Below are 24,716 nucleotides of genomic sequence, written 5' to 3' on the forward strand. Positions count from 1 at the left end.
GTTAAATAATCAGTGCATTACAATCAATAATGAGCGCTACTTCTCCGTCTCCTAAAATAGTAGCTCCGGAAATTGCAAAGACGTTTGTTAAATAATCTCCGAGTGATTTAAGCACAACTTCCTGCTGGCCAATAAAGGAGTCCACCACAAATGCAGTAGGTTTGTCGCCTTTTTTCACGACAATGATATGGAGCTGTTCCGCATCTTTTCTTGTATCTTCTATTTTAAACTCTTCTTTTAAATAAACGACAGGGACAATATGCCCTCTAAAGTCAATCACTTCACGGTCATGCGTTTGCAAAATGTCTTTTCTGTCAATGACTGCTGTTTCAATGATTGAAGAAATCGGAATGGCAAATGTCTCTTCTTCCAACTTAATCAGCAGGACTGAAATAATAGATAAGGTAAGCGGCAGCTGTATACTGAATAGAGAGCCCTGACCTTCGGCTGATTTCACACTGACTGAACCGCCTAGAGACTCCAGTTTGTTTTTTACAACGTCAAGTCCGACGCCGCGGCCGGAGATATCAGAAATTTGGTCAGCGGTTGAGAACCCCGGAGCAAAAATCAATTCGTAAATTTCGTTGTCTTCTAAGGTTTCAGCTTCTTTTTCCGTTATGACCCCGCGCTCAAGCGCTTTTTCCATGATTTTCTTGCGATTAAGGCCTGCACCGTCATCTTCTACTTCGATAAAGACATGGTTACCGCTGTGATAAGCTTTAAGCACAACTTTTCCTGATTCCGGTTTTCCCTTTTGCAAACGCGTTTCCGGCGCCTCGATACCATGGTCAATGCTGTTCCTGATCAAATGAACGAGAGGATCTCCGATTTCATCAATCACTGTACGATCCAGCTCAGTTTCCGCGCCGATGATCGAGAGTTCAATTTTTTTATTCAGCTCTTTCTGAAGCTGGCGAATCATTCTCGGGAATCTGTTAAAAACGGTTTCAACCGGGACCATTCTCATATTCAGAATAATCGATTGCAAATCTCCGGAAATTCTCGTCATCCGTTCAACCGTTTCAGTCAGTTCATTGTGCTCAAGCTCTTTCGCAATCTGCTCAAGACGTCCGCGGTCAATGACAAGCTCTTCAAATAAGTTCATTAAAGAATCAAGCCTGTCAATGTTGACACGAATTGTTTTGGATCCGCCGGCTGAGTGCTTCGCCTGTTCATCGTTTTTAGCAGGCTGTTTTTGTTTCTCCTGCTTCTCAGGTACAGCTGCCGGCGAATCCACAGGCTTAGATTCCTCAGGCTTTTCAGCTGATGTTAAAGGAGCCCCTTGACTGACTTCAACATGCTCAATTTCCGACACGCCATTGATTAATTGTTCAATGTCTTCTGCTGATTGATGTGTTAAGAAACAAACTTGAAAGTCAGTTCCAAAATCTTCTGTTTCAAGCACTTCAGCACTTGGAATTGTTTTGGCTACTTCTCCGACTTCATTTAGTTTTTCAAACACCATATAGACACGAACTGCTTTTAACATACAGTTTTCGTTCAGAGAAATCTTGATTTCATATCGTTTGAAGCCTTGCTCCTCCGCTTCTTGTATAACTGTACGTTCAAATTCATCATATTCCCAATCAGATGCTGAACTCGGTGCTTCTGCAGGTTCCGCAGATGCAGCAGATTCAGTGTGTGCACCATTTACATCAAGCTTGGCACTCACTTCTGAGATATCTCTTTTACCATCCCCGCCATCAATAATAGACTGAACCATAGCTTCCAGGTGATCCAGAGCTTCAAACAAAATATCCAGCCATTCTGAGGTAACTGCCATGTCTCCGTTTCGGATTGCATCCAGCACGTTTTCAAGCAGGTGGGTAAGATGCGCTAAATCCGTGTAGCCCATCGTTGCGCTCATTCCTTTTAATGTATGGGCAGCCCTGAATATATCATGTACGAGCTGAAGGTCGGTCGGGTCTTTCTCTAAAAGGAGAAGCTTTTCATTACATGTTTGTAAATGTTCTTTACTCTCATCAATAAAGACATCTAAATACTGATTCATATCCATTTGAATCACACCCTCTCTTTTTTCACACAGCTTGTGATGGATGCTGCGATATCTTCTACATGTTTAATCTCATGAATGAGACCCGCTTTAACAGCAGCTTTTGGCATCCCGTATACGACACAAGATTCTTCAGACTCAGCAATGGTTTTCACATTGCCGGCTGTTAGCATGTCCTTTAGCCCTGCAGTGCCGTCACTGCCCATTCCGGTCATGATAACCGCTACTTTTCCATAATCTGTCAGTTTACCGACAGAACGGAATAAATAATCAGCAGATGGTTTATGACGGCTCGGGGTATCGAGATTATCGAGCACAATCTGGAGTCCTCCGCTGCTTTTAATAACGGAAATGTTTTTTCCGCCCGGTGCTATGTAAACACAGCCGTTAAGAGCTGCTTCACCATCTTTTGCTTCTTTCACCTGAATGTCAGATAAATGATTCAGCCGATCAGCCAAAGAAGCAGTAAATCCTTCAGGCATGTGCTGAACGACAACCACTGGTGCGTTCAAGTCCTTAGGAAGCTTCGGTATCACCTTTTGTAACGCCCTTGGACCGCCTGTTGATGTGCCGATACACACAATTTGTCTGCCTGTGCCGGGTTTCGGTTTGCTCAATTCAGGTTTAACAGCTCGCACAATAGGTTCGGGCCGAACCGTTTGGGAAACAGGACGGTTCCGCTTGCCGGAAAGTCCTGCCGCGACAACACGCTCAACTAATTGTTCTTTAATTTTGTACAAATCTAAAGATATTGAGCCTGATGGCTTTGTGATAAAATCAAAGGCACCGATCTCCAAACAATTAATTGTGCACTCTTTACCTTTTTCGGTCTGGCTCGATACCATGATGACCGGCAAGTTATAAATCTCAATAATTTTGCGAAGCGTATCTGTTCCATTCATGACCGGCATTTCAACATCAAGAGTAATAACATCCGGTTTTAATAATTCAATCTTCTTAAGCGCTTCTTCTCCGTTTCTGGCAGTTCCGATTACTTCTATCTGCTTTTCCTCGGTCAGAAAATCACTTATCATTTTTCTCATGAAAGCTGAATCATCAACTACAAGCACACGAATCAAATTAAGCCCTCCTCATTAAAAAAGAAGATAACTTCTCAATAAATGTCTGTTTGTCTTCTTTGTGTCTCGTTTCTTCTCTTTCAAACAAGGCGTCCGCTAAAAGGCGGACTGACCGGCTGGCTTTTGCCTGAGGGCTTTTTATGAAAAAAGGAACCTGTTCGACAACCGCTTTGCTCACGATCACATCGTCAGAAACGGAACCGGCAAACTGAACCTGAACATCCAAAAACATTTGAATTGTGCGAGAAAGGCGGGCAAAAGCGTCAAGCCCTTCTTTTTGGTCACGGCACCGATTGACAGCCACCTTCATCGAAAGCTTATTTCCTGTCAAAACCAAGTGCTTGACAGCACTGTATGCGTCCATGATGGCCGTCGGCTCGGGAGTTGTTATGATCAAAATATCTTCTGCTGATAAAATAAAGGGCAGTTGATCTTTTGATAATCCTGCTCCCATGTCAAACAGCACATAATCGAACTGGCTTAATGCATGAGAAAGTTCATTGGCAAAAAACGTCCATTTTCTCTGATCCAGTTGAAACATCACATCCAGGCCGGTTCCACCTGATATATACCGCAAACCCTTTGGGCCAACGGATAATGACTGTAACAACGGCTTCTGATCGGTTAAAACATCGATTATCGTGGCAGACGATGAATTTCCCATTAATATATCAATGTTCCCCATCCCAATATCAAGGTCGATGAGAAGCACCTTTTTACCTTTATCCTGTAACGCAAGTGCCATATTTAAGGTAATATTAGATTTTCCGACACCGCCCTTGCCGCTGATGACAGCAAGTGTCTTCGCTTTTTGTGAATAAACCATTGGCAGAACGCGCTGACGCTTTTCCATTTTCGCCCGTAAAGTTGCTGCTTGATCATATCGGTTCATCTGCACAGCATCCTTACAAAATCAAGTGGAGATACAGTCTGTATATCCTCAGGCACATTCTGGCCGTTTGTCATAAATCCGACACCTATTTTTGATTCTGCCAGTATATTAAACACAGAACCTAAGGAAGTCGTTTCATCTATTTTCGTAAAAATAAACTGATTGACAGGGACGGATGAAAACCGTTTGACAATATGTTTTATATCTTCATATTTTGCAGTCGCGGATAAAACAAGAAATGACTGAATGCTGCTCTCAAAAGGAATCGTTTCTTTCAGTTCATCAATGTATTGCTGGTCCTTGAAGTTTCTTCCTGCTGTATCAACAAACACATGATCATACTCAGAAAATAACTCCTTCGCCTGCTCAAATTCTTCTTTTGTATAACAAACTTCCAGAGGAGCCTGCAGCAGCTCAGCGTATGTTTTCAACTGTTCAACAGCTGCAATTCGATACGTATCTGTAGTAATAAAAGCGATTTTTTTCTGTTTTTCAAGCATAGATATGGCTGCGAGTTTAGCCAGTGTAGTTGTTTTACCAGCCCCTGTTGAACCAAAGAGAACGATATACTTTGAATGGATTGGTTCCTGCCACTTGTCTGCTGAGGGCAGCGTATTGCATAGTAATTCCTGAAGTTTGCCGACCACATTTTCTTCATTAAGGCCGCCTGATTCCACAGAGAAGCGAAGCAATTTTTTCAGAGTGCTCGTTTTCGTTGACTCTTTAATTCCCGTTTCTTGCAAAAGCTTCTCTGCTTTTCGCAGTGGCTCAGGAAGTACAGATTGATATGCTGAAAAATCACCTTGCTCCTGTTGCACCGAAATTTGAGGGGATGTCCTCTCCTCTATTTTCGTACTGCTGACCGGAGTTTTTAATGTTTGTTTCGGTTCAGTTGCCTTCTGAGACGTTTTTTTCTCAAGAAAGTCCTGATCCAATACGGCGATCACTTCAACAGCAGGCTTGTTGATGAGGCCAAACCATTTTCGCTTTTTAATTTTTTTCGAATTTAATATGACCGCTTCATTGCCCAATTCTTTTCTGATGAGAAGTGCCGCTTCTTGCATTGAAGCAGCAGTAAATTTTTTTATTTTCATTAAATATCCACCACTCCAATGCTTTGTACCTCAACATTCGCCTCAAGTTCGTTATAAGAGAGTACCGGAAGATCAGGGAAGTATCGTTCCAGAAGCTGTTTCACATACATTCTGACAGGCGGCGAGCATAGAAGAATCGCGGTTTCCTGACGTAATGACAGCTGTTCAGCTTCTTTAGCGACAGAACGCACAATGCTTTCTGAAATATCTGGTTCGAGCGATAAATAATTCCCATGTTCCGTTTGCTGCACACCGTCTGCTATAGCCTTCTCTACCCGGCCCGAGCAAGTAACAACTTTCAACACTTCATTATCTTTGGCAAATTGGGCTGTAATTTGTTTAGCAAGTGCTTGTCTTGTATACTCTGTCAAAAGATCAGAATCTGTTGTTAATTTCCCATAGTCAGCAAGTGTTTCAAAGATCGTTACTAAGTTTCGAATTGAAACTTTTTCTTTTAAAAGCTTAGCAAGCACCTTCTGAATATCACCGACAGACAATGGATTTGGCGTAACCTCTTCAACCAGGACTGGATACGATTCTTTCAAGTGATCAATCAGCTGCTTTGTCTCCTGCCTTCCGATCAATTCGTGAGCATACTGCTTTATTTTCTCCGTAATATGCGTTGAAACGACTGATGCAGGATCAACTACTGTATAACCAAGCATGTCGGCTTCATCCTTTACCGCTTCGCTAATCCATTTGGCCGGCAGTCCGAATGAAGGTTCCACTGTTTCTATCCCTTCAATCAGATCGTCTTCAGGTGTAGGCGACATTGCTAAATAATGATCAAGCAACAGCTCACCTTTTGCTACTTCGTTTCCTTTAATTTTCAATCGGTATTCATTAGGCTGCAACGCTATATTATCTCTGATCCGCACGACAGGAATGACAAGCCCGAGTTCCAAAGCCAACTGACGGCGTATCATAACAATGCGGTCTAATAAATCACCGCCTTGATTGGCATCAGCAAGCGGTATCAGTCCATAGCCAAACTCAAATTCTATCGGATCTATATGCAGAAGCTGAACAACGCTTTCAGGACTTTTAAGCTCATCAACCTCAGCCTCTTCCTCAAGAATCTCATCCACTTCTTCTTTTTCCTTACCAGATTTAGATAGCGTATAAGCGCCAAAAGCAAGCAACCCCGCAAGCGGCCCCGTCAGAAAAATGCCGATCGGAGTGAAAATACCTAAAAGCATGATCGTAGCTGCGGCGACGTATAAAAGCTTTGGATACGCAAACAGCTGGCCTGTAATGTCATGCCCTAAGTTTCCTTCAGAGGCAGCTCTTGTAACCACAATACCCGTAGCTGTAGAAATTAACAGTGCCGGGATTTGCGAAACAATTCCATCCCCTACAGTCAGCATCGTAAAGTGTGAAGCGGCCTCTTGAATGGACATGCCCTGCTGAAGCATTCCGATCACGATTCCGAAAATAATATTGATCATCACAATGATGATTCCGGCAATGGCGTCACCTTTTACAAATTTACTGGCACCGTCCATTGCTCCATAAAAGTCTGCTTCTCTTGCCACTTTTTCGCGGCGATGCTTCGCTTCCTGTTCGGTAATCATCCCTGCGTTTAAATCAGCATCAATACTCATCTGCTTCCCGGGCATTGCGTCCAGCGTAAACCTTGCTGCAACCTCAGAAACACGTTCAGCACCTTTTGTAATGACGATGAACTGAATAATAATCAAGATGATAAATACAACGAGTCCAACTAATACATTTCCACCGACAACGAAATTTCCGAATGTCTCGACGACTTTTCCTCCCTCACCGTGTGAAAGAATTGAACGGGTAGTTGAGACGTTCAAGCCCAAACGAAATAGGGTTAAAAGCAGCAGCAGTGACGGAAAAATCGAAAACTGAAGCGCTTCCTGCATATTCATTGTGGTGAGAAGCACGATCAACGCAAGAGAAATATTAATAATGATCAAAATACTTAACAGCCATGGAGGAAATGGAATCACCAGCATCGCCACAATGAGGACAACACTTATTAAAACGGATAAATCTCTTGTTGACATGCTGTTTTTTCTCTCCTTTTAAATCGAAAAATTCAATATACTTTTTGTTTTGTTTTATATACGTAAGCCAGAATTTCTGCCAAGACTTTAAAAAATTCTTCCGGCACTGCCTGGTCAATTTCCACCTGATCATATAACGCACGGGCTAGCGGTCTGTTCTCTACCATCATGACATCATGCTCTTTAGCAATTTTCCTGATTTTTAACGCCAGGTGGTCAACACCTTTTGCAACAATATAAGGAGCGTCCATTTTTTCTTCGTCATATTTCAGGGCAATCGCATAGTGAGTAGGGTTTGTGATGATGACATCTGCTTTGGGAACTTCCTGCATCATCCGCCTCATCGCCATTTCCCGCTGTCTTTGTTTAATTTTAGACTTAATAATCGGGTCACCTTCAGATTTTTTGTACTCGTCTTTTATATCTTGTTTTGACATTTTGATATTTTTCTCATAATCAAATCTCTGATATAAATAGTCAAGACCAGCAAGAATTAATAAAGCACCTGCACCGCTCAGTCCCATCCACAAAGTGAGTTTTGAAACGAAAGAAAGTACCTCTTCAGGTGTCAGGAGAGGAAGCCGGAGAATTTCTCCATAATGCACCCAAAGCACAGCGAATGCCGCAAAACCGACAACTGCGATTTTCAAAATTGATTTAATCAACTCCACAATCGCCCTCATACTGTATATTCGTTTAAAGCCTTTGATCGGATCGAGTTTTTCAAGCTTAGGCTGTATCACTTCAGCAGAAAACAAGAATCCAACCTGCATATAGTTGCTTACAACCCCTGCAACAAGAGCTACAAGCAAGATAGGTGCAAGTATCATGCCCGTATCCTTTAATAAGCTGACAAACAAAGTATGCACATTTGATTCTGAGAGCTTCATTGTGAGCGATTCGGTATAAAAAGTTTCTATAAATGACAGCAGCCTGTCTCTCATATACGGGCCAATTGCAATAAGCGAAAGGAAAATAACAAGTAAAGAAATGGCGGTATTGACATCCGAACTTTTGGCTACCTGTCCTTTTTTTCGCGTATCCTTCCGTTTTTTCGGAGTGGCTTTTTCAGTCTTCTCCCCGGCAAAAAACTGCAGGTCAATTCTAAGCTTCATTAAGAAACACCGACCAATGCTAAAAGATTCCGCATCGTTTCAATCGTTAAACTGAAAACATTCCGTACAACGACGAAGATAACGGACATACATACAATGAGCATGATGAAACTGACAGCGATCTTTAAAGGCAGACCGACCACAAATACATTTAATTGCGGAACAGTTCGAGCCACGATACCTAAAGCTAAATCAACTAGAAATAAACTGGCCACAACAGGCGCTGACATTTGAAAAGCGATAATAAACATCGCATTAAAGCTTTTCGCGATAAAATAAGCAAACTTTTCATCGCCGAAATTCGGAAATGCCTGATCAACTGAAATATACTGAAAGCTGTAGTAAATACCGTCCAGCAGCAAATGGTGGGCATTGACACTCAGCATAAACAAAAGTGCCATCGTATAAATAAACTGGCCAATCAACGGACTTTGCGCTCCGGTTTGCGGATCAATAACGTTTGCTATTGAAAATCCCATTTGAAAATCAATAAACGAGCCGGCAATCTGTACTGCGGCAATCATCATATAAGCGATTAAGCCGAGACATAGGCCAACCAAGGCTTCCTTAAAAGCCAAGAGCATATATTGCTCATCTATCTCCAAAGAGGGCGGTTTATCAATGGTGCTGAAACAAATAACCGCCAGAAAAAAAGCAAAGCCTATGCGGTGAACAGCTGGGACATTTCGATGTCCGAATAGCGGAATCGTTACAAAAAAAGCAGAGATTCTAATAAAAACCAATAAAAAAGCAGGAAATAAGTCAATAATTGAATTCATCTCTGCATTACCCTGCAAAACGATTTAGATTAGAAAACAGCTCTGTTGTAAATGAAAGAATCGTCGACAGCATCCACGGACCAAAAAAAATGAGAGCCAGAAGAACCGCCACGATTTTCGGAATAAACGCCAAAGTCTGTTCCTGTATTTGAGTTGTCGCCTGAAATATGCTGACAATTAAACCGACCAGTAAAGCAATGGCCAATAACGGCCCGCTGATCATCAGTGTTACGTATACGGCTTTTTCCGCCATAGAAATTACAAATTCTGAACTCACGTTTAGCACCTACCCTAAAAGCTCTGAAGCAAAGATTTCACAATTAAATACCAGCCGTCTACCAAAACAAAAAGTAATATTTTAAAGGGCAGAGAAATCATAACTGGAGGGAGCATCATCATTCCCATTGACATCAAGACGCTCGCCACTACCATATCTATAATTAAAAACGGGATAAAAATCATAAACCCTATTTGAAATGCAGTTTTAAGCTCTGATATAGCAAAAGCCGGAACCATTGTTGTTAGCGGAATATCCTTTAATGATTCAGGTTTATCCATTTTTGCGTAATTCATGAACAGCGCCAAATCCTTCTGCCTTGTGTGTTTACTCATAAATTCTTTAATCGGTTCCTCAGCTTTCGTATACGCTTCATCCAAGCTGATTTTGTTGTCCATCAATGGGGTCAGCGCTTCTTTATTAATTTCTGAAAAAGTAGGAGCCATAATAAAAAATGTTAAAAACAGCGCAAGCCCGATAAGAACCTGGTTTGGGGGCATAGATTGCGTCGCAAGTGAAGTTCTGACAAATGACAGAACGATGACGATGCGAGTAAAGCAAGTCATAAGAATCAATATTCCAGGCGCCACTGAAAATACAGTTAACAATAATAGTAATTTAACAGTTGAACTTACGTTTTCCGGATCGCTTGAACTGAAAATATTTATAAACTCATTCATGATGACGTGGGCCTTTCTTCTTTCCTTCAGAACGGTTTTGTTTTAACTCTTCAAGTTGCTCTTTTAATGCTTTTGAAAATGAAGGCAGTTTTTGCTGCGGCTGATGCTCAGAACTCTTAAGCGGCTTCACAAACTTTTGCCACTCTATTTTGCTTGACATTGCCTCTTCATGCTGACTGAGAATGACTTCAATCTCTTTTTCATCCTCAATTTCTTTCAGCAGCTGGATCGTCTCTCCTACACCGACGACGAGCACGCTTTTTCCGACCTTGATCAATTGTATGGATCTGTTCTGGCCGACCGATGTGCCGCCAATATTTTCAACATATTGAAAAGGCTTGAGGAGCCGATTTCTTTTGTTCATGAGCTTAACCAGCCCGTAAATCAGCACGATAACAAACAGTAAAGCGAAAATCATCTTTACAAAATCAAAAGCTGAGACAGAAGGAGCAGCCGCTCCCTCCGTCTCATCAGCAGTTTTTGTTGTTTTTTCTTCCTTTTGCCCTGACTTATCTGCAGTTTTCTCATCTTTCTTTTGAAACCATTCGTTTACAGTTGAATTCTCAGAGTCTGCCGCAGCAGCAATTGGATGTACAGTGAATAAAACGAAAAAACAAATAAAAGCGATGAAATATTGACTCTTTTTCAACAATCGTACACCCTTTAACTTAATGTTTTGTTGATTGCTTCAAGCACACGGTCAGCTTGGAAAGGTTTCACAATGAAATCCTTAGCGCCGGCCTGAATGGCATCAATAACCATTGATTGCTGTCCCATAGCAGAACACATAATGATTCTTGCCTGAGCATCAATTTGTTTAATTTCTTTTAATGCTGTAATCCCATCCATTTCAGGCATTGTGATATCCATCGTAACAAGGTCAGGAGAATGCTCTTTATATTTCTCTACTGCTTGTGCTCCATTTTCAGCTTCCGCTACTACTTCAAAACCGTTTTTAACCAAAATATCTTTAATCATCATTCGCATAAATGCTGCGTCATCTACAATTAAAATTCTATGTGCCATAATTTATCTCTCTCCTTGTGTTTCGTTATTTTAAATTATTAATGCGCTCTGCCTGGCTTAAAATGTCAGTGACTCTTACGCCGAAGTTTTCTTCAATGACAACAACCTCGCCTTTGGCAACGATACGCTGATTAACTAAAATATCTACCGGCTCACCAGCTAATTTATCAAGCTCAATAATACTACCTGCAGAAAGCTCTAAAATTTCTTTAACACTTCTCTTTGTTCTGCCGAGCTCAACAGTAATTGAAAGCGGGATATCTAAAAGCATATCCAGATTATTAATAGGGGCTTGTGTCGCCTCATTTGGATCAAACGCAGAAAATTCCACCGGTGAAACCTGAACTGGCGCTGCTTTTTTTGCTGTTCCCTGCCTTTTTGGCGGCTGCGGCTGCTGTTGCTTCGGTTCAATACGAGGCTCTGGCGTCACAGGCTCTTTCGGCTGCTCGTATGTAGCATCAGGCTGCGCCGTTGTTGCTTCCTCTGCATTTCCTGAATTCATAAGGCTTGAAATTAAATCTTTCGCAAATGTTAATGGGTAAAGCTGCATAATACTGGAGTCTATTAATTCTCCCACCTTTAAGTTGAAAGAAACTTTCACCAGCATTTCATCATCAGGAATACGGTCTGTGCCCTTTTCTTCAGTTACATCGAGCAATTCAACCCGAGGCGGTGAAATATCAATTTTTTTACTGAATACAGTAGACATTGATGTGGCTGCCGATCCCATCATTTGGTTCATTGCTTCTTGAACCGCACTTAAATGGATTTCCCCCAGTGAAGGATCCGCACCTTTTCCGTCTCCCCCGATCATTAAATCAGCAATGATCGCCGCGTCACTTTGTTCCACGACTAACAGGTTGCTGCCGCTGAAGCCCTCCGTATAATTTACTTCAATCGCTACATACGGTTCAGGAAACGCATCGCTGATTTTACTTTTTGGGATAACCGTTACGCTCGGAGTCGTAATATCGACCTTTTGATTTAAAAGTGTTGACAATGCTGTCGCAGAACTGCCGAATGAAATATTACCGATTTCACCGATCGCATCACGCTCCATTTCCGATAAGTCATCTACTTCTGGAACCTCTGGCTCATCAAGCGTGCTGCCAGTACCGTTAAGAAGCGCGTCAATCTCATCTTGAGATAATCTATTATTCTCCATCTTGTTCACCTCTTATGTCGTGATCTAAAATTTGCACTGCCTGTTTTCGATTCACCCGGCCGGCTTGTCCTAAAAATTTCGGCTTATCTCCGACCAATACAGTAAGAGGATCCGTGACTGATTTGTCCAAAGTTATGCAGTCTCCGACTTCTAAACTTAAAAACTCTTCTATTGTCAGTTCAGATGTGCCGAGCTCGGCCACGACAGGTATTTGTGCTGTCATGATACGTTTTTCAAGCGACTTTGTTTCCTCAGGCTTTGGCTCATTTCGGTCTGATTGCATCCAATAGTGGACTGAAAGCTTCGGTATGAGCGGCTCGAGGACGATATGCGGGATACAGAGATTAATGACACCGCTGATTTCACCGATTTGAGTATTAAGTGAGATCACCACGACTGTTTCATTAGGAGACACCATCTGAACGAATTGCGGATTCACTTCAAACTCAGTCATTTCCGGTTCAATATCAGCAATTGACTGCCAAGCTTCTTTATAATTACCCAGTGCATTTTCAAATAAATTAGAAATGATTTTGGTTTCAATTTCTGTCAAGCTGTCAACCTTGTTATGACTGATTCCAATCCCACCCATGACTCGGTCCATCATCGTATAAGCTATCGTGGGGTTAACCTCCATCATAATTCTGCCTTCCATCGGATGGACATCAAATAGATTCAGAATCGTCATGTTCGGGATCGATCTGATAAATTCCTCATAAGGGACCTGGTCAACAGAACTGACAGATATATGAATATAGGTTCTGAGCTGAGCCGAAAAATGAGTGGTAAGAAGTCTTGCAAAATTGTCATGAATTCTCGTTAAACTGCGGATCTGATCCTTAGAAAACCGCAGCGCACGTTTGAAATCATAAACCTTGACTTTCTTCTCTTTTTCTTCTTTTTTCAGCTCTTCAGCGTCCATTTCACCAGTTGATATTGCAGAAAGCAGTGCATCTATTTCATTTTGGGAGAGAACTTCTCCTGACATTTTCCTCACCTCCGTATTCTGTCAAATTATGCTTTATTGCAGATTAAAGGAGGTAATATACACTTTTTCTACTTTTCCTTCTTGGAGGTAGCTATTTATTTTATCTTTTAGTTCCTTCTTAAAGGTTTCTTTTCCCTTGTCTCCCTCAATCTGATCAGCATTCGTATCAGCCAGCAGTGATATAACAGCGTCTTTCACTTGAAAATCACGTTTCTCAAGTTCTTCTTTTGATTTATCAGAATCAGTTTCAAGTTTAATAGCAAGACGGATAATGTTATCAGACTTTAAATTTGTTGTGATTTCTTCTACATCAACAGAAGATGAAACAATTTCATCAATACTTTTTTTCGCTTCACTTTTTTCGGACTTTCCGCCTAACACAAAATAAGCCGTTGCCCCGAGAGCACCAATTACGATAAGAATAATTAGTAAGATGATCATTAACTTTTTCTTCATTCCGGTTCCTCTATTCCTTGATCCATTGAAAATATTTGTATGTTTCGGTAGAAAGATGCGATCTTTTCCAGAACAGCTTCTTCATCTTCTTTTACTACAAACTTCTTACCGTTTGACAGAGTGATTGTAGTATCCGGAAAGCATTCAATCTGTTCAATAAATAGCGCATTCAGTGTAAAGGGCTGCCCGTTCAAACGGGTTACTTTTATCATAAAACAGCGGAGAAGCGATTACTCGCCTCCCCTCCCTCCTTAACGTTTAAGGTTAACCAGTTCTTGAAGGATTTCATCAGATGTTGTAATAATTTTTGAGTTTGATTGGAATCCGCGCTGGGCTACGATCATTTCAGTAAATTCGTCAGTTAAATCAACGTTAGACATTTCGAGAAATCCTGATTTAAGAGAACCTGTTCCGCCATCACCGGGCTGGTTCGCTGCACTGGCCGTACCCGAGTTTAAAGATTCACGGTATAAGTTGCTCCCGATTTTATCTAAGCCGTCACTGTTGGCAAAAGTCACAATCCCGATTTGTCCGCCGTCTTGTGGTTGACCGCCGGCATCAACAATTGACACCTTTCCATCAGGACCAATGCTAAAGCTTTGAGCATCAGTAGGAATTTTAATTGTTCCTCCATTCATATTTAACACATGGTAGCCATCACCTGTAACCAATGTTCCGGTATTATCTAAATAGAAGTTCCCTGCTCTTGTATAAGCTGTTCCATCACCTGTATCAATCCGGAAGTAACCGTCACCGTCAATTGCTAAATCAAGTGCTCTTCCTGTACTTTGTGTGGCGCTTGTTGAATGAATTGTATCAATTGTGCCAGATGATGAACCTAAACCGATTTGCTTAGAGTTCGTACCGCCGATAGTTGCACCGGCCGCAGAACCGCCGGCAATTGTTTGGCTTACCATATCTTTAAAAGTCACACGGCTCTTTTTGAATCCTACTGTATTCACGTTTGCAATGTTGTTACCGATTACGTCAAGCTTTGTTTGAAAGTTTTTCATACCGCTGATTCCAGAATAAAGTGAACGTAACATAATGTATTCCCCCAGATTTTTTTATTTAGATGATTGTCCCACAGACATGACATTCGCAGGACTGATCTCGGTCCCATCATCAAGAACGAGATAATAATTTCCTTTAGAATGTTTAACAGAGCTTACTGTGCCTGTTTTATCTGTTGCACTTTTACCATCAGTCCAAGATACTTCTTTTCCCATCCAATCAACATACGTTGTAAACGGATCTTGATTTTCAACGAATTTAGTCATCGTTGTATTCAGATTCATTATCTGTTCCAAGCTTGAAAAAGTCGCCATCTGGCTGATAAATTCTTTATCGTCAACCGGGTTGAGCGGATCTTGGTTTTGAACTTGAGTCATTAAAATTTTTAAAAACTCATCTTTCCCCAAGCTGCTGTTGTTCGTCGACACGGTATTCGTTTTTTCAGGCAATTTATATTCTGAACTTATAGAAGTCATTCTTCCTCCTCCATTTCAACCATCGACACTTCATCGAGCAGATCGCCAAAATCATTTGATTGCTTTTTCTGTCTTTGCTGTCTCTGCCCCTCTTGCTGCTGTTTCTGTTCATCAGCAAGCTGGCCGTATATCGGCTGATCCCCGCTTTGGACCGGAAGAGTAAAACGGTCTATTTGGACGGCCATATTCGGCAATGATTGCTTCAGCTGCGGAAGATGCTGTTCAAGCAATTCTTTTGCTGATTGGCTAGATGCAATGATTTTACTCTGAAACATTCCATTTTCATTTGTCAGCTTGATTGTGACAAATCCTAAATGTTCAGGGTTCAACCGAATGGTGAAGCTTCCCGTTGATCTGCCGAAAGGCGTATATTTCATCTGCTTCCACGCATTGATCACTTGATCAGCCACCGTTTTTGTTTCAGCATTTGGTATATCAGATGACATCTGCTGCAGATCAAGTGTTTGAACTCCTCCTATGCCCCGATACCCTGAAAACATCATTTGGAGTCCTGATTTACTATCTACAGGCTGAATACTTCCAGAAACATCCGATGCACTTTTGCTGGATGAACTCTGCGAAAGCGGTGTGAAAACACGCTTCCCAAAGTCTTGTGATGATTCGGATGATTTCGATAACAAGAAAGCTTTCAGCTGGCTTTCAGCTAAACTCCATTCATTGGTCCCTTTTTGAGGGAGCATAGACATTTGATCCATTAAGCTTTGAAAACTTTTCAGCTCTGACGCTGTCATCGAATAAAGTTTTGAACTCGACTCATCTTTGGTGAACATTTGCTGTTTAAGATCCTGAATTAGCTGTTGAGATACACCCTTTTTTTCTAATGCAGAAAGAAATTGATCCCCATTTTGGTAAATGGCATGAGCTTCATTGCCGTTCCCTCGATCAGTCAGCTTATTCCCTTCTACAAGCTGGCTAATGAACATCTGGATATAGATCAATTCTTTAGCAGCCTCGGATACTTCATTTTCCTGATTTGATTGCTCTGTATCGGTCTTCAGTTGTCCATTAATGTCAGGAGCAGAATCATTGGCACTCAGAGCCGTTTTAGCTTCTGAAAAGATTTTCTCCGTTTCTGTGAGCAATTGATCCATCCCGCCTGACAATCTTGATTCAACTGCTTGCAAAAGATTTTGCAACATTTGCAGAGCATTCGCATCCAATTGCTTCCCTGTCAGTTTGCTTAATGTTTGCAGAAGACCCGCATTTTGTTTGTCTTGATCTTCAGGACTTGCTTTTAGCCATTCACCGATCTTTTTAAGCGCATCTTCTAAAAGCTGACCTCCGGAATTCGGAGTACCCTTTTCTTGTTCTGAGAGTTCCTTTAAACCTGCCTCAGATATAAGCCAGTTTTGAAAAACACCCGGGCTACTTTTCATGCTTTTAGCGGCAGAACCCGTTGTCGTTTGCAGCAAAGGTCCCGATAATTCAAGCAGCTTCACCTTTAATTCCCCCTATTCTTGGCTGGCAGCAATTTTTTCTGTATAGGTTGCTGCTTGCTCAGGAGTCATTTTTGCCAATATGTCAGCAAGCTGCTTTTTGCTTAGGCCATTCAATATTTTCAGTGCTTCTTGCTCCTTTAATTGGGCAATAATTTTCGCAGCCTTTCCGCTGTCCATGCTTTTGTACACACTGATCACTTTGTCATTTTTAGAAGAAGCTTTCGAGTCTGATGTTCCCTCAGTATGATCTTCAGATGACTTTTTTTGGTCCTCCGCCGTCTTTTCAAGTGAACGAATCTTTTGATTGAGCCTATCGATTTCCGATTTGCTTGTTTCTAAATCTTTATTCAATATACTGATTTCACTTTTTTGATCTTTAATGGTCTTTTCCAGAGCTGCCGTATTACTGCTATCCTTACTTGATGCTGTGTCTTTTTTATTTTCGGTTTCAGGAACCAATTCCTTAAGAACCGGCGTTTTTGCCGCAGCATCCTGGATCACATTGACACCAGCAGCCCAAAGAACAATCCCCCCTGCGATTAGAAGAAACATCAGCGGGAGGATAATGATAAGCAAAACCGAACGGAACTTACCTGATTCTTTCTTTTTGCCGGACATTACATTCGCTCCTAATGGCCTTGAATCATAAACTGCTTAATCGAAATATCGTCCATTTCTTTCATTTCTGCAGCTTTGTCTTCAAGAGCAAACATTTTAAACTGTTTTTCACGCATTTTTTCAAACTTTTTCACTTCAATATTTTTCTCTGTCAAAATTTCTTGTTTTTGATTCATTTGATTTCTTTTCATAATGACAAGCTTTTGATAGTGATAAATCGTATTATCAAGATTTGAGACAAATTGTTGGTAGTGCCTCATTTCCTGTACACTCATGCCGCTTTTTAATTTCTTTTCTTTATTTTGTTCTAGTAATTCTTTTTTGCTCATACTCTCATATAATTTTTCAGCAACGTTTTCAAATTCAGAAACTGATTGCTGATAATCGGATAAGGATTGGTCTTTCTCATTTTCTTTTAGTTCCAGCAGCTTTTGGAATCTAAATTGATAAGCCACGTTTTATTCCTCATTTCCTGTCAAACTAGTTAATGCAGCAATGCTTTCTTCCAATGATGCCGGTTCATCTGTTCCCTGCTTTAAAAATTGAATAAGCTGCGGATAAAATTGTATCGCTTCATCAATTTCTCTTGAGGAGCCTCTTTTGTAAGCTCCGATATTAATGAGATCTTCCGAATTTTGATATGTCGATAAAAGTTCGCGGAATTTATTTGCCGCATCCAGGTGCTGTCTTGTCGATATGTTTGACATCACCCTGCTGATGCTTTTTAGGACATTAACTGCCGGAAACTGGCCTTTATTGGCAAGCGCCCTGTCCAACACAATATGTCCGTCTAAAATTCCGCGTACGGTATCGGCAATCGGTTCATTCATGTCATCGCCGTCTACCAGCACTGTATAAAATGCCGTAATGGTTCCGTGCTCGTTTGCACCTGTTCGTTCTAATAAACGAGGTAAAATAGCGAACACAGAGGGTGTATAGCCTTTTGTCGTCGGTGGTTCTCCAGCAGCTAAACCAATCTCACGCTGCGCCATCGCCACCCTTGTAACAGAATCCATCATAAACATGACATTTTGGCCTTTATCTCGAAAATACTCGGCAATTGCAGTCGCTGTATATGCCGCTTTCAATCTCATTAATGCTGGCTGGTCTGAGGTGGCAACAACTACAATCGATCGTTTCAGCCCCTCTTTCCCAAGATCTTTTTCAATAAACTCCCGGACCTCTCGTCCGCGTTCTCCGACAAGTGCAATGACGTTTAAGTCAGCCTCTGTCTGCTTGGCGATCATTCCCATTAATGTGCTTTTTCCGACACCGCTTCCGGCAAATATTCCAATCCGCTGGCCTTTACCGACTGTCAGCAAGCTGTCAATGGATCTGACGCCAACACCCATTTTTTCACGGATAGGCGGCCGTTTCATCGGGTTGGGCGGTGATTGCTCCGTCGATACAGGCGAAAGTCCTTTCGGCAGAAGTTTTCCGTCAAGCGGTTCTCCAAAAGCATCGATGACTTGCCCGATCAGTCCAGATCCAACTTTAACCCGAAGAGATTCCCCAGTAGCTTCTACAATGCTGCCTGGTGCAATACTCGCAGCCTCTAAATACGGCATAAGCAAAATATTTTCTTCTTGGAAGCCGACTACCTCGGCTTTAATGACTTTCCCAGATTGTCCTTTTGCATAAATCAGGCATACGTCGCCAATTGAGCTTGCAGGGCCTTTTGATTCAATCATCAGGCCGATGACCCGCTTGACTTTTCCGTACCGTTTATACGAGTCTGTCATTTCTATACAATCTATCAGACTCTGTGTCTTCATTCAGCTGCACCCGCTTCCAGCGCTGTCAGAAGTTTATCTTTCAATTGCATCAATTGTGTGTCAACACTCGCATCTACCCTGCCAAAAGGAGTTTCAATATAACAGGTTCCTTTTTGAGCTTTTTCATCAGCATATATGCCAAGACGGCATTCTTTATAAAGAAGCTGCTGGATTTCATCTTTTTGCTGAAAGATTGTCTCATAGTAATATGGATCAACATAAATTGATATATCGTCATACTCCTTCACTTCGTTTACAACCTGTTGTACAAGCAGGAGGAATGCCTCTTTATCATCAGATTTTTGCTGCCATACTTTTTTTGCCAATGCAACGGCAAGCTCAACGATTTCTTCATTAGCGTCTTCAAGCTTGTCCTCAACAGCTTTTCTGGACATTTCAGTAATTCTGTTCGCTTGGCCGATCAGTTCGGCATACTGTTGCATTGCCTCAGCTTTGCCCAATGCTACTCCTTCTTCAAAGCCCTCGGCTTTTGCTTCCTCAATCAGCTTCTGTTTTTCAGCCGCCCAATCATTTTTCTCCTGCTCAATTTGACGGCGAGTGTTTTCTATATGACTGTTCGCCTGCTCAGAAATCCGGTCAGCTTCCTCTTTCACTCGGGCCATAAGAGCCTCCGGGTTCTCTTCAGCCTGCAAAAGGTGGGAATGATCAATACGCACCTCTTGTATAGAAAGTTTTCTTTTTTCCTTTTGTGGAGAAAAAGATGATTCTTGTTTAATGATATTAGACAATAATATCATCCCCTCCGCCTCTTGCTATCACAATTTCACCGGCTTCTTCAAGCTTTCTGACGATGCTTACAATTCTCGATTGAGCTTCTTCTACGTCTTTCAAGCGTACAGGGCCCATAAATTCCATTTCTTCTTTGAAGGTTTCAACCATACGCTGTGACATATTGCTGAATACAATTTCTTTGACTTCCTCGCTTGCAACCTTTAATGAAAGGAGCAAATCGTCGTTCTCAACATCGCGAATGACTCTCTGAATAGCACGGTTATCAAGTGTGACAATATCTTCGAAGACAAACATCCGCTTTTTAATCTCTTCAGCAAGATCGGGATCCTGAATTTCCAATGAATCCAAGATCGTCTTCTCTGTCCCTCTGTCTACTCCGTTTAACACTTCCACAACAGCTTCAATTCCGCCTGTTTGTGTATAATCCTGAGTAAATGCAGAAGATAATTTTTGTTCCAGAATCCGTTCTACCTCATTAATAATTTCTGGTGACGTTCTATCCATGACCGCAATTCTTCTCGCAACCTCAGCCTGAACTTCAGGATTCAGCTCCGATAAAATTTGCCCGGCCTGCACAGGATCTAAATAAGACAAGATTAAAGCCATTGTCTGAGGATGCTCTTGCTGGATAAAATTCAAAATTTGTTCAGGCTCCGCTTTTCTGGCGAAATCAAATGGCTTCACCTGTAAAGAAGACGTCAGCCTGTTTAGAATGTTTTCCGCTTTATCCTCTCCAAGCGCCTTTTCTAGAACTTGTCTTGCATAGCTTAAACCGCCTTGAGAAATATAATCTTGTGCAATGGCTATATTGTGAAATTCTTCTATGATTTCATCCTTTTTTTGATGATCGACGCTTCGAACACCTGATATTTCCAGCGTAAGCCTTTCAATTTCTTCATCGGTTAAGTGCTTATAAACAGAAGCTGACACATCTAACCCCAAGGAAATCATGAGAATGGCTGCTTTTTGTTTTCCTGTAAGCTTATCTTGATCACGTCTCGCCATTTCTTATTCCTCCTAATCCTCGGCCAGCCAGCTTCTCAGCAGTTTTGCAAAATCTTCCGGCTTGTCTTTCGCCATCTTTTCAAGCTGTTTTCGTCTGACTGTTTCCGCTGTTTCATTTTCCTCTTCGTTGATATCAGGCAAATTGATTGGTTCTTGAGGAACCTCATACTCATACTCCTCGAATTCATCCTCTTGCGCCCGTTTCTTTCTGATAAGCATAATGATCAGAACAATAATCGCAGCGATTAAAACACCGCCTGTAATATATGCCCACAGCGGGATACCTGAGGATTTCTCCGTGTTTGTATCCAAATTGACTTTTCCGTCAAATGGCTGAACGGAGACAACAATTTTATTATTGATATCAGCATCAGATAAATTCTGGTTTTGCGTTTCATCTTTATCTAAAGATGTTCTGACTACAGTTGAAAGGATTTTTTGTATATCATCCTGTCTTTCAGTTGATAGTGACGCTGTGTTTTTGGCATCAGGCGGCTCTACCATGACTTGAATCCCTAAATCCCTGACCTTATAAGGACTTTCAGCGATTTCTTTATGGATTCGGTTAACCTCGTAATTGATTTTGTTGCTATTTTTTTCGTAGTTCCCGCTTTCGGCATTTTCACCATCAGCCTTATAATTTGTGACATCATCCTCGCCGGTTCCGGCAGTTCCGCCGTTGGCTGCACCGTCGCCCTGGTATGTTTCAGATACCTTTTCCGCGCTGACTGCAATGCCTTCCATGTTTTCTTTATCCACAGGTTCGACAATGTCTTCTGTACGATTTTCTTTTGTGAAATCGATGTCTGCTGTAACGGAGACAACGACTTTATCTTGGCCCATCATCGTACCTAGCAGTGACTGAACATGTTTTTGAATGTCTTTTTCAACTTGAGACTTAATTCCTTGCTGAGAAGAATAACTATCCGCGTAGGACCCTGCATTGCTGTCTGATTTGTCGTAGTATGTAGAATTTTGGTCCATGATGACGATATTATCTTCTTTTAGGTTCGGCACGCTTTTAGATACCAGATGATACAGTCCGTTGATCTGGCTTTGGTCAAGTGTGTAACCCGGTTGAATCTGCAGAACGATTGAAGCAGAAGCTGCAGATTGCTCTTCACCGACAAACACAGCGTCTTTCGGGAGATTAATCATTACTTTTGAGTTTTTAATACCGTCCATTTCATTGATCAAGTTTGACAGTTCTGTCTGTGTCGCTTTCACTTTTACCATATCAAACTCATTGTCTGTCAAACCAAAGCCGGCATTCTGCCCAAAAAACGAGTAATCAATTGATCCTGTTTTAGGAAGTCCTTCTGCAGCCAGCTGCACTTTCAAAGAATCAACCTGATCCTCCGGAACGCTAATCACTGTACCGCCACTTGAAAGTTCGTTTGGTACTTTTTTCGCATCCAATTCTTCTTTGATTTTTCCTGCTTCTTCGGCAGATAAATCTTTGTAAAGCGGAGCCATCTTTGTACTGGAAGCAAAAACACTAATAATAATTCCAATAATAATAATTGCCGCTAACACACTAACCATTAAAATCTTTTGTAATTTAGATCTATTTTTCCAAAACTCACTCGTTTTGTTTTTCATTTGCATTAGAGTACGATTCATGTTAACCCCCGGTCATTCCACTCTTTCTCTAAATCGTCAGACCCCCTACATTTGCATTCTCATAATCTCCTGATAAGCTTCCACAGCTTTATTGCGGAACTCTGTTGCTGCAGTTAGAGAGATGCTAGCTTTTTGAGCGGCGATCATGACCTCATCAAGATTTACATCTTTTCCTGCAGCCAAGGCATTAGTCATGTTGTCAGAAGCTACTTGGGACTCATTTAACGAACTAATAGAGTTTTTTAAAAGCTCCGAAAAGCTTGTTTGATTTGAAGAATCTGTTTTTTGGCTATTGTTTACTTGATTTGTTGCATTTTGAGTGTTTTGAGTATTTTGAACCTGAAAAGGAGAAATTGCATTAATCACATTCATTCACCTACTTTCCGATTTCTAATGCCTTCATCAGCATTCCCTTTGTGGCATTCATCGCAGTGACATTCGCCTCATATGATCTGGTGCTGCTGACAAGGTCAACCATTTCCTTTAATGGATCTACATTAGGTTTTTGCACATATCCTTCAGCGTTTGCATCAGGATCTGTCGGATCATAGACAAGATTAAAATCCGATTTATCCTCCGTAATTTTTGAAACCTTCACACCGTTTCCAGCATGACCGCTTCCGCTCATTTGAGAATTAAGAATGGAAGAGAACGATTCACCTTTTGACTGAAGGGAGACCATTTTTCTTCTGTAAGGCACCCACTCTCCATTCACCTGCTTAGCTCTTGTCGTATCCATATTTGCTAAGTTAGATGATACAACATCCATTCTGACCCGCTGAGCTGTTAAAGCAGATGCTGAAACATTTAAGCTCTGAAAAGCTGTCATCATTTTCCTCCTGTTAATACGGTCTTCAGTGAATTAAATTTACCGTTCATTCTTTCAACCAAAGCTTGATAGTTGATTTGATTTTGCGCCAATTCTGTCATCTCTTTGTCAACATCGACATTGTTTCCATTTTGCTGATACGATGTATCTCCGCTCGCAACAATTGAATAATTCGAATCAGTATCAGAAAAATCAACATGACGATAGTCTGTTTTTATCGCATCAAGACGTGAGGATTCTTGATCTAATAAATTTTGGAAAGAGACTTTTTTTGCCTTATAGTTCGGTGTATCTATATTGGCGATATTATTAGTTATGACTTTTTGCTTAATATCCGCTCTGCTCAAGGCATTTTCAAGATTTTGTATCGTTCCAGAAAATAAGCTCAAATCCACTTACCTCCATTTCAGTTTTTTTCACCCTCAATATCCTTGTCGAGAATTGTAAAACTATATGCTTATTGTAAGAAATAACAGGCATAAAGTCTATGAAGTTCGTGTAAAAAAATGTCCTCACAATTATCTATTTTACATCTAGGCATAAAGTCCTAGATTGTTAGAACTACATTTCCCGCCTTGATATAAGCCTGAAAATAGCAGAATTTCTGTTTTTTCTCCTTTCTTTTCGTCATTTTTGAAACTTTTTGAAGAAATATGCAAGATTTATTAAAATCATTACACAGAAAGACTTTCAACCCAGGAAATAAAGCTTATTGATTTCCTTTATTTGAAATAAAAAAAGAACCCCTTAAAGGGGGTTCTTTTTTTGATTAATGAGATTTTAGATTTTCTAATTCGATTAGGAATTTGTTGTTTAGCACTTTGATATAAGTACCTTTCATTCCTAATGATCTTGACTCAATGACGCCGGCACTCTCCAGCTTTCTCAGTGCGTTCACAATAACCGAACGGGTAATGCCGACGCGGTCAGCGATTTTACTAGCAACGAGAAGGCCTTCGTTTCCGTCAAGCTCCTCAAAAATGTGCTCAATTGCTTCAAGCTCACTGTAAGAAAGCGAGCTGATAGCCATTTGTACGACAGCTTTACTTCTTGCTTCCTCTTCAATTTCTTCTGCTTTTTCTCTTAGGATTTCCATTCCGACAACTGTTGCGCCGTATTCAGCTAGAATTAAGTCATCATCATTGAATTGATCCTGTAAACGTGAAAGAATGAGTGTTCCTAATCTTTCCCCTCCTCCGATGATCGGCACAATTGTCGTTAAACCAGCTTGGAATAAGTCTCTGTTCTCAACAGGGAAAGCAGTGTATTCACTATTAATATCCAAGTTAGAAGATGTTTCAGGGACATTAAACAGATTTTTCGTATATTCTTCAGGGAATTGACGATCCTCAAGCATTTTTTTCATACGATCATTTTCAATTTGCTGGTTAATAGAATACCCAAGGAGTTTCCCTCTGCGGCTTACAACGAAAATATTGGAATCAATGACATCCCGCAGCGTCTCCGCCATTTCCTTGAAGTTTACCGGTTTCCCTGCCGCAGCTTGCAGCATGGAGTTAATAATTCTTGTTTTTTGTAATAAAGCCATGATAAATAATCCTCCT

Annotated in this window: 28 protein-coding genes; all 28 read right to left on the reverse strand. The window is 41.1% G+C overall.

Going from position 1 to position 24,716, the window contains the following annotated elements; all coding sequences use genetic code 11:
* Window position 1: 1 nt before the first annotated feature.
* Complete coding sequence (gene cheA, locus QA442_RS13670) at window positions 2–2,017, reverse strand: chemotaxis protein CheA (protein ID WP_095431306.1); 2,016 nt, start codon at window positions 2,015–2,017, stop codon at window positions 2–4.
* A gap of 5 nt (window positions 2,018–2,022) precedes the next feature.
* The gene (cheB, locus tag QA442_RS13675) at window positions 2,023–3,093 is read right to left on the reverse strand and encodes a protein-glutamate O-methylesterase CheB (protein WP_095431305.1); all 1,071 of its coding nucleotides are present in this window, start codon (window positions 3,091–3,093) and stop codon (window positions 2,023–2,025) included.
* A gap of 1 nt (window position 3,094) precedes the next feature.
* A complete protein-coding gene (gene flhG / locus QA442_RS13680) occupies window positions 3,095–3,991 on the reverse strand; it encodes a flagellum location/number ATPase FlhG (RefSeq protein ID WP_082033009.1) in 897 nt (298 codons plus the stop codon).
* A complete protein-coding gene (gene flhF, locus QA442_RS13685; RefSeq protein WP_095431304.1) occupies window positions 3,982–5,079 on the reverse strand; it encodes a flagellar biosynthesis GTPase FlhF in 1,098 nt (365 codons plus the stop codon). Before flhF ends, flhG begins: the two co-directional genes overlap by 10 nt.
* Window positions 5,079–7,112, reverse strand: a complete 2,034-nt coding sequence (gene flhA / locus QA442_RS13690) for a flagellar biosynthesis protein FlhA (RefSeq protein WP_095431303.1) — start codon at window positions 7,110–7,112, stop codon at window positions 5,079–5,081. The genes flhF and flhA overlap by 1 nt, the downstream gene beginning before the upstream one ends.
* Before the next feature lie 32 nt (window positions 7,113–7,144).
* Entirely contained in the window at window positions 7,145–8,227 is a 1,083-nt protein-coding gene (flhB, locus tag QA442_RS13695; protein ID WP_095431302.1) for a flagellar biosynthesis protein FlhB, read from the reverse strand.
* Window positions 8,227–9,006, reverse strand: coding sequence for a flagellar biosynthetic protein FliR (fliR, locus tag QA442_RS13700; protein WP_014663979.1), 780 nt, complete (start codon window positions 9,004–9,006; stop codon window positions 8,227–8,229). Before fliR ends, flhB begins: the two co-directional genes overlap by 1 nt.
* A 7-nt stretch (window positions 9,007–9,013) precedes the next feature.
* Complete coding sequence (fliQ, locus tag QA442_RS13705) at window positions 9,014–9,283, reverse strand: flagellar biosynthesis protein FliQ (RefSeq protein ID WP_003220888.1); 270 nt, start codon at window positions 9,281–9,283, stop codon at window positions 9,014–9,016.
* Between the two features lie 14 nt (window positions 9,284–9,297).
* Window positions 9,298–9,963, reverse strand: coding sequence for a flagellar type III secretion system pore protein FliP (fliP, locus tag QA442_RS13710; protein ID WP_003245692.1), 666 nt, complete (start codon window positions 9,961–9,963; stop codon window positions 9,298–9,300).
* Window positions 9,956–10,612 (reverse strand): flagella biosynthesis regulatory protein FliZ, encoded by a 657-nt coding sequence (fliZ, locus tag QA442_RS13715; protein WP_071580715.1) that lies wholly within the window; start codon window positions 10,610–10,612, stop codon window positions 9,956–9,958. The genes fliP and fliZ overlap by 8 nt, the downstream gene beginning before the upstream one ends.
* Window positions 10,613–10,626: 14 nt before the next feature.
* The gene (gene cheY / locus QA442_RS13720; RefSeq protein WP_014476812.1) at window positions 10,627–10,989 is read right to left on the reverse strand and encodes a chemotaxis protein CheY; all 363 of its coding nucleotides are present in this window, start codon (window positions 10,987–10,989) and stop codon (window positions 10,627–10,629) included.
* Window positions 10,990–11,014: 25 nt separating this feature from the next.
* Window positions 11,015–12,154 (reverse strand): flagellar motor switch phosphatase FliY, encoded by a 1,140-nt coding sequence (gene fliY, locus QA442_RS13725; protein ID WP_014663977.1) that lies wholly within the window; start codon window positions 12,152–12,154, stop codon window positions 11,015–11,017.
* Entirely contained in the window at window positions 12,144–13,142 is a 999-nt protein-coding gene (gene fliM, locus QA442_RS13730) for a flagellar motor switch protein FliM (RefSeq protein ID WP_003220879.1), read from the reverse strand. Before fliM ends, fliY begins: the two co-directional genes overlap by 11 nt.
* 33 nt (window positions 13,143–13,175) lie before the next feature.
* On the reverse strand, window positions 13,176–13,598 hold the full coding sequence (fliL, locus tag QA442_RS13735) for a flagellar basal body-associated protein FliL (RefSeq protein WP_014663976.1): 423 nt from the start codon (window positions 13,596–13,598) through the stop codon (window positions 13,176–13,178).
* Window positions 13,595–13,810: a swarming motility protein SwrD gene (gene swrD / locus QA442_RS13740; RefSeq protein WP_040083172.1), complete on the reverse strand. Its 216-nt coding sequence runs from the start codon at window positions 13,808–13,810 to the stop codon at window positions 13,595–13,597. The genes fliL and swrD overlap by 4 nt, the downstream gene beginning before the upstream one ends.
* A gap of 39 nt (window positions 13,811–13,849) precedes the next feature.
* Window positions 13,850–14,644, reverse strand: coding sequence for a flagellar basal body rod protein FlgG (flgG, locus tag QA442_RS13745; protein WP_040083173.1), 795 nt, complete (start codon window positions 14,642–14,644; stop codon window positions 13,850–13,852).
* A gap of 21 nt (window positions 14,645–14,665) precedes the next feature.
* Window positions 14,666–15,088, reverse strand: coding sequence for a flagellar hook assembly protein FlgD (gene flgD, locus QA442_RS13750; RefSeq protein ID WP_014663973.1), 423 nt, complete (start codon window positions 15,086–15,088; stop codon window positions 14,666–14,668).
* Window positions 15,085–16,548 (reverse strand): flagellar hook-length control protein FliK, encoded by a 1,464-nt coding sequence (locus tag QA442_RS13755; protein ID WP_095431301.1) that lies wholly within the window; start codon window positions 16,546–16,548, stop codon window positions 15,085–15,087. The genes flgD and QA442_RS13755 overlap by 4 nt, the downstream gene beginning before the upstream one ends.
* A 12-nt stretch (window positions 16,549–16,560) precedes the next feature.
* Window positions 16,561–17,166 (reverse strand): MotE family protein, encoded by a 606-nt coding sequence (locus QA442_RS13760; protein ID WP_095431300.1) that lies wholly within the window; start codon window positions 17,164–17,166, stop codon window positions 16,561–16,563.
* An 11-nt stretch (window positions 17,167–17,177) separates the two neighbouring features.
* Window positions 17,178–17,621, reverse strand: a complete 444-nt coding sequence (gene fliJ / locus QA442_RS13765; RefSeq protein WP_014663970.1) for a flagellar export protein FliJ — start codon at window positions 17,619–17,621, stop codon at window positions 17,178–17,180.
* 3 nt (window positions 17,622–17,624) lie between these two features.
* Window positions 17,625–18,941, reverse strand: a complete 1,317-nt coding sequence (gene fliI, locus QA442_RS13770; protein WP_014663969.1) for a flagellar protein export ATPase FliI — start codon at window positions 18,939–18,941, stop codon at window positions 17,625–17,627.
* Window positions 18,938–19,690: a flagellar assembly protein FliH gene (fliH, locus tag QA442_RS13775; protein WP_041521507.1), complete on the reverse strand. Its 753-nt coding sequence runs from the start codon at window positions 19,688–19,690 to the stop codon at window positions 18,938–18,940. Before fliH ends, fliI begins: the two co-directional genes overlap by 4 nt.
* Window positions 19,683–20,699 carry a flagellar motor switch protein FliG gene (fliG, locus tag QA442_RS13780; RefSeq protein WP_014663967.1) on the reverse strand — a complete coding sequence of 339 codons (1,017 nt, stop codon included), beginning with the start codon at window positions 20,697–20,699 and terminating at the stop codon, window positions 19,683–19,685. The genes fliH and fliG overlap by 8 nt, the downstream gene beginning before the upstream one ends.
* 12 nt (window positions 20,700–20,711) lie before the next feature.
* Window positions 20,712–22,322 carry a flagellar basal-body MS-ring/collar protein FliF gene (gene fliF / locus QA442_RS13785; RefSeq protein WP_040083177.1) on the reverse strand — a complete coding sequence of 537 codons (1,611 nt, stop codon included), beginning with the start codon at window positions 22,320–22,322 and terminating at the stop codon, window positions 20,712–20,714.
* 45 nt (window positions 22,323–22,367) lie between these two features.
* Complete coding sequence (gene fliE, locus QA442_RS13790; protein ID WP_003238544.1) at window positions 22,368–22,688, reverse strand: flagellar hook-basal body complex protein FliE; 321 nt, start codon at window positions 22,686–22,688, stop codon at window positions 22,368–22,370.
* A 10-nt stretch (window positions 22,689–22,698) separates the two neighbouring features.
* Complete coding sequence (gene flgC, locus QA442_RS13795; RefSeq protein WP_014663965.1) at window positions 22,699–23,151, reverse strand: flagellar basal body rod protein FlgC; 453 nt, start codon at window positions 23,149–23,151, stop codon at window positions 22,699–22,701.
* A complete protein-coding gene (gene flgB, locus QA442_RS13800) occupies window positions 23,151–23,540 on the reverse strand; it encodes a flagellar basal body rod protein FlgB (RefSeq protein ID WP_014663964.1) in 390 nt (129 codons plus the stop codon). Before flgB ends, flgC begins: the two co-directional genes overlap by 1 nt.
* Before the next feature lie 380 nt (window positions 23,541–23,920).
* Window positions 23,921–24,700, reverse strand: coding sequence for a GTP-sensing pleiotropic transcriptional regulator CodY (gene codY / locus QA442_RS13805; RefSeq protein ID WP_003220850.1), 780 nt, complete (start codon window positions 24,698–24,700; stop codon window positions 23,921–23,923).
* Window positions 24,701–24,716: the final 16 nt, after the last annotated feature.

The organism is Bacillus stercoris (assembly GCF_029772985.1).
Lineage (GTDB): Bacteria > Bacillota > Bacilli > Bacillales > Bacillaceae > Bacillus > Bacillus stercoris.

Excerpts from the sequence above, each read along its gene's own strand:
- cheA (WP_095431306.1), bottom strand. The coding sequence starts at position 2,017 with ATGGATATGAATCAGTATTTAGATGTCTTTATTGATGAGAGTAAAGAA.
- flhF (WP_095431304.1), bottom strand. The coding sequence starts at position 5,079 with ATGAAAATAAAAAAATTTACTGCTGCTTCAATGCAAGAAGCGGCACTT.
- flhA (WP_095431303.1), bottom strand. The coding sequence starts at position 7,112 with ATGTCAACAAGAGATTTATCCGTTTTAATAAGTGTTGTCCTCATTGTG.
- flhB (WP_095431302.1), bottom strand. The coding sequence starts at position 8,227 with ATGAAGCTTAGAATTGACCTGCAGTTTTTTGCCGGGGAGAAGACTGAA.
- fliR (WP_014663979.1), bottom strand. The coding sequence starts at position 9,006 with ATGAATTCAATTATTGACTTATTTCCTGCTTTTTTATTGGTTTTTATT.
- fliP (WP_003245692.1), bottom strand. The coding sequence starts at position 9,963 with ATGAATGAGTTTATAAATATTTTCAGTTCAAGCGATCCGGAAAACGTA.
- cheY (WP_014476812.1), bottom strand. The coding sequence starts at position 10,989 with ATGGCACATAGAATTTTAATTGTAGATGACGCAGCATTTATGCGAATG.
- fliY (WP_014663977.1), bottom strand. The coding sequence starts at position 12,154 with ATGGAGAATAATAGATTATCTCAAGATGAGATTGACGCGCTTCTTAAC.
- fliM (WP_003220879.1), bottom strand. The coding sequence starts at position 13,142 with ATGTCAGGAGAAGTTCTCTCCCAAAATGAAATAGATGCACTGCTTTCT.
- fliL (WP_014663976.1), bottom strand. The coding sequence starts at position 13,598 with ATGAAGAAAAAGTTAATGATCATCTTACTAATTATTCTTATCGTAATT.
- swrD (WP_040083172.1), bottom strand. The coding sequence starts at position 13,810 with ATGATAAAAGTAACCCGTTTGAACGGGCAGCCCTTTACACTGAATGCG.
- flgG (WP_040083173.1), bottom strand. The coding sequence starts at position 14,644 with ATGTTACGTTCACTTTATTCTGGAATCAGCGGTATGAAAAACTTTCAA.
- flgD (WP_014663973.1), bottom strand. The coding sequence starts at position 15,088 with ATGACTTCTATAAGTTCAGAATATAAATTGCCTGAAAAAACGAATACC.
- QA442_RS13760 (WP_095431300.1), bottom strand. The coding sequence starts at position 17,166 with ATGTCCGGCAAAAAGAAAGAATCAGGTAAGTTCCGTTCGGTTTTGCTT.
- fliI (WP_014663969.1), bottom strand. The coding sequence starts at position 18,941 with ATGAAGACACAGAGTCTGATAGATTGTATAGAAATGACAGACTCGTAT.
- fliG (WP_014663967.1), bottom strand. The coding sequence starts at position 20,699 with ATGGCGAGACGTGATCAAGATAAGCTTACAGGAAAACAAAAAGCAGCC.
- fliF (WP_040083177.1), bottom strand. The coding sequence starts at position 22,322 with ATGAATCGTACTCTAATGCAAATGAAAAACAAAACGAGTGAGTTTTGG.
- flgC (WP_014663965.1), bottom strand. The coding sequence starts at position 23,151 with ATGACAGCTTTTCAGAGCTTAAATGTTTCAGCATCTGCTTTAACAGCT.
- codY (WP_003220850.1), bottom strand. The coding sequence starts at position 24,700 with ATGGCTTTATTACAAAAAACAAGAATTATTAACTCCATGCTGCAAGCT.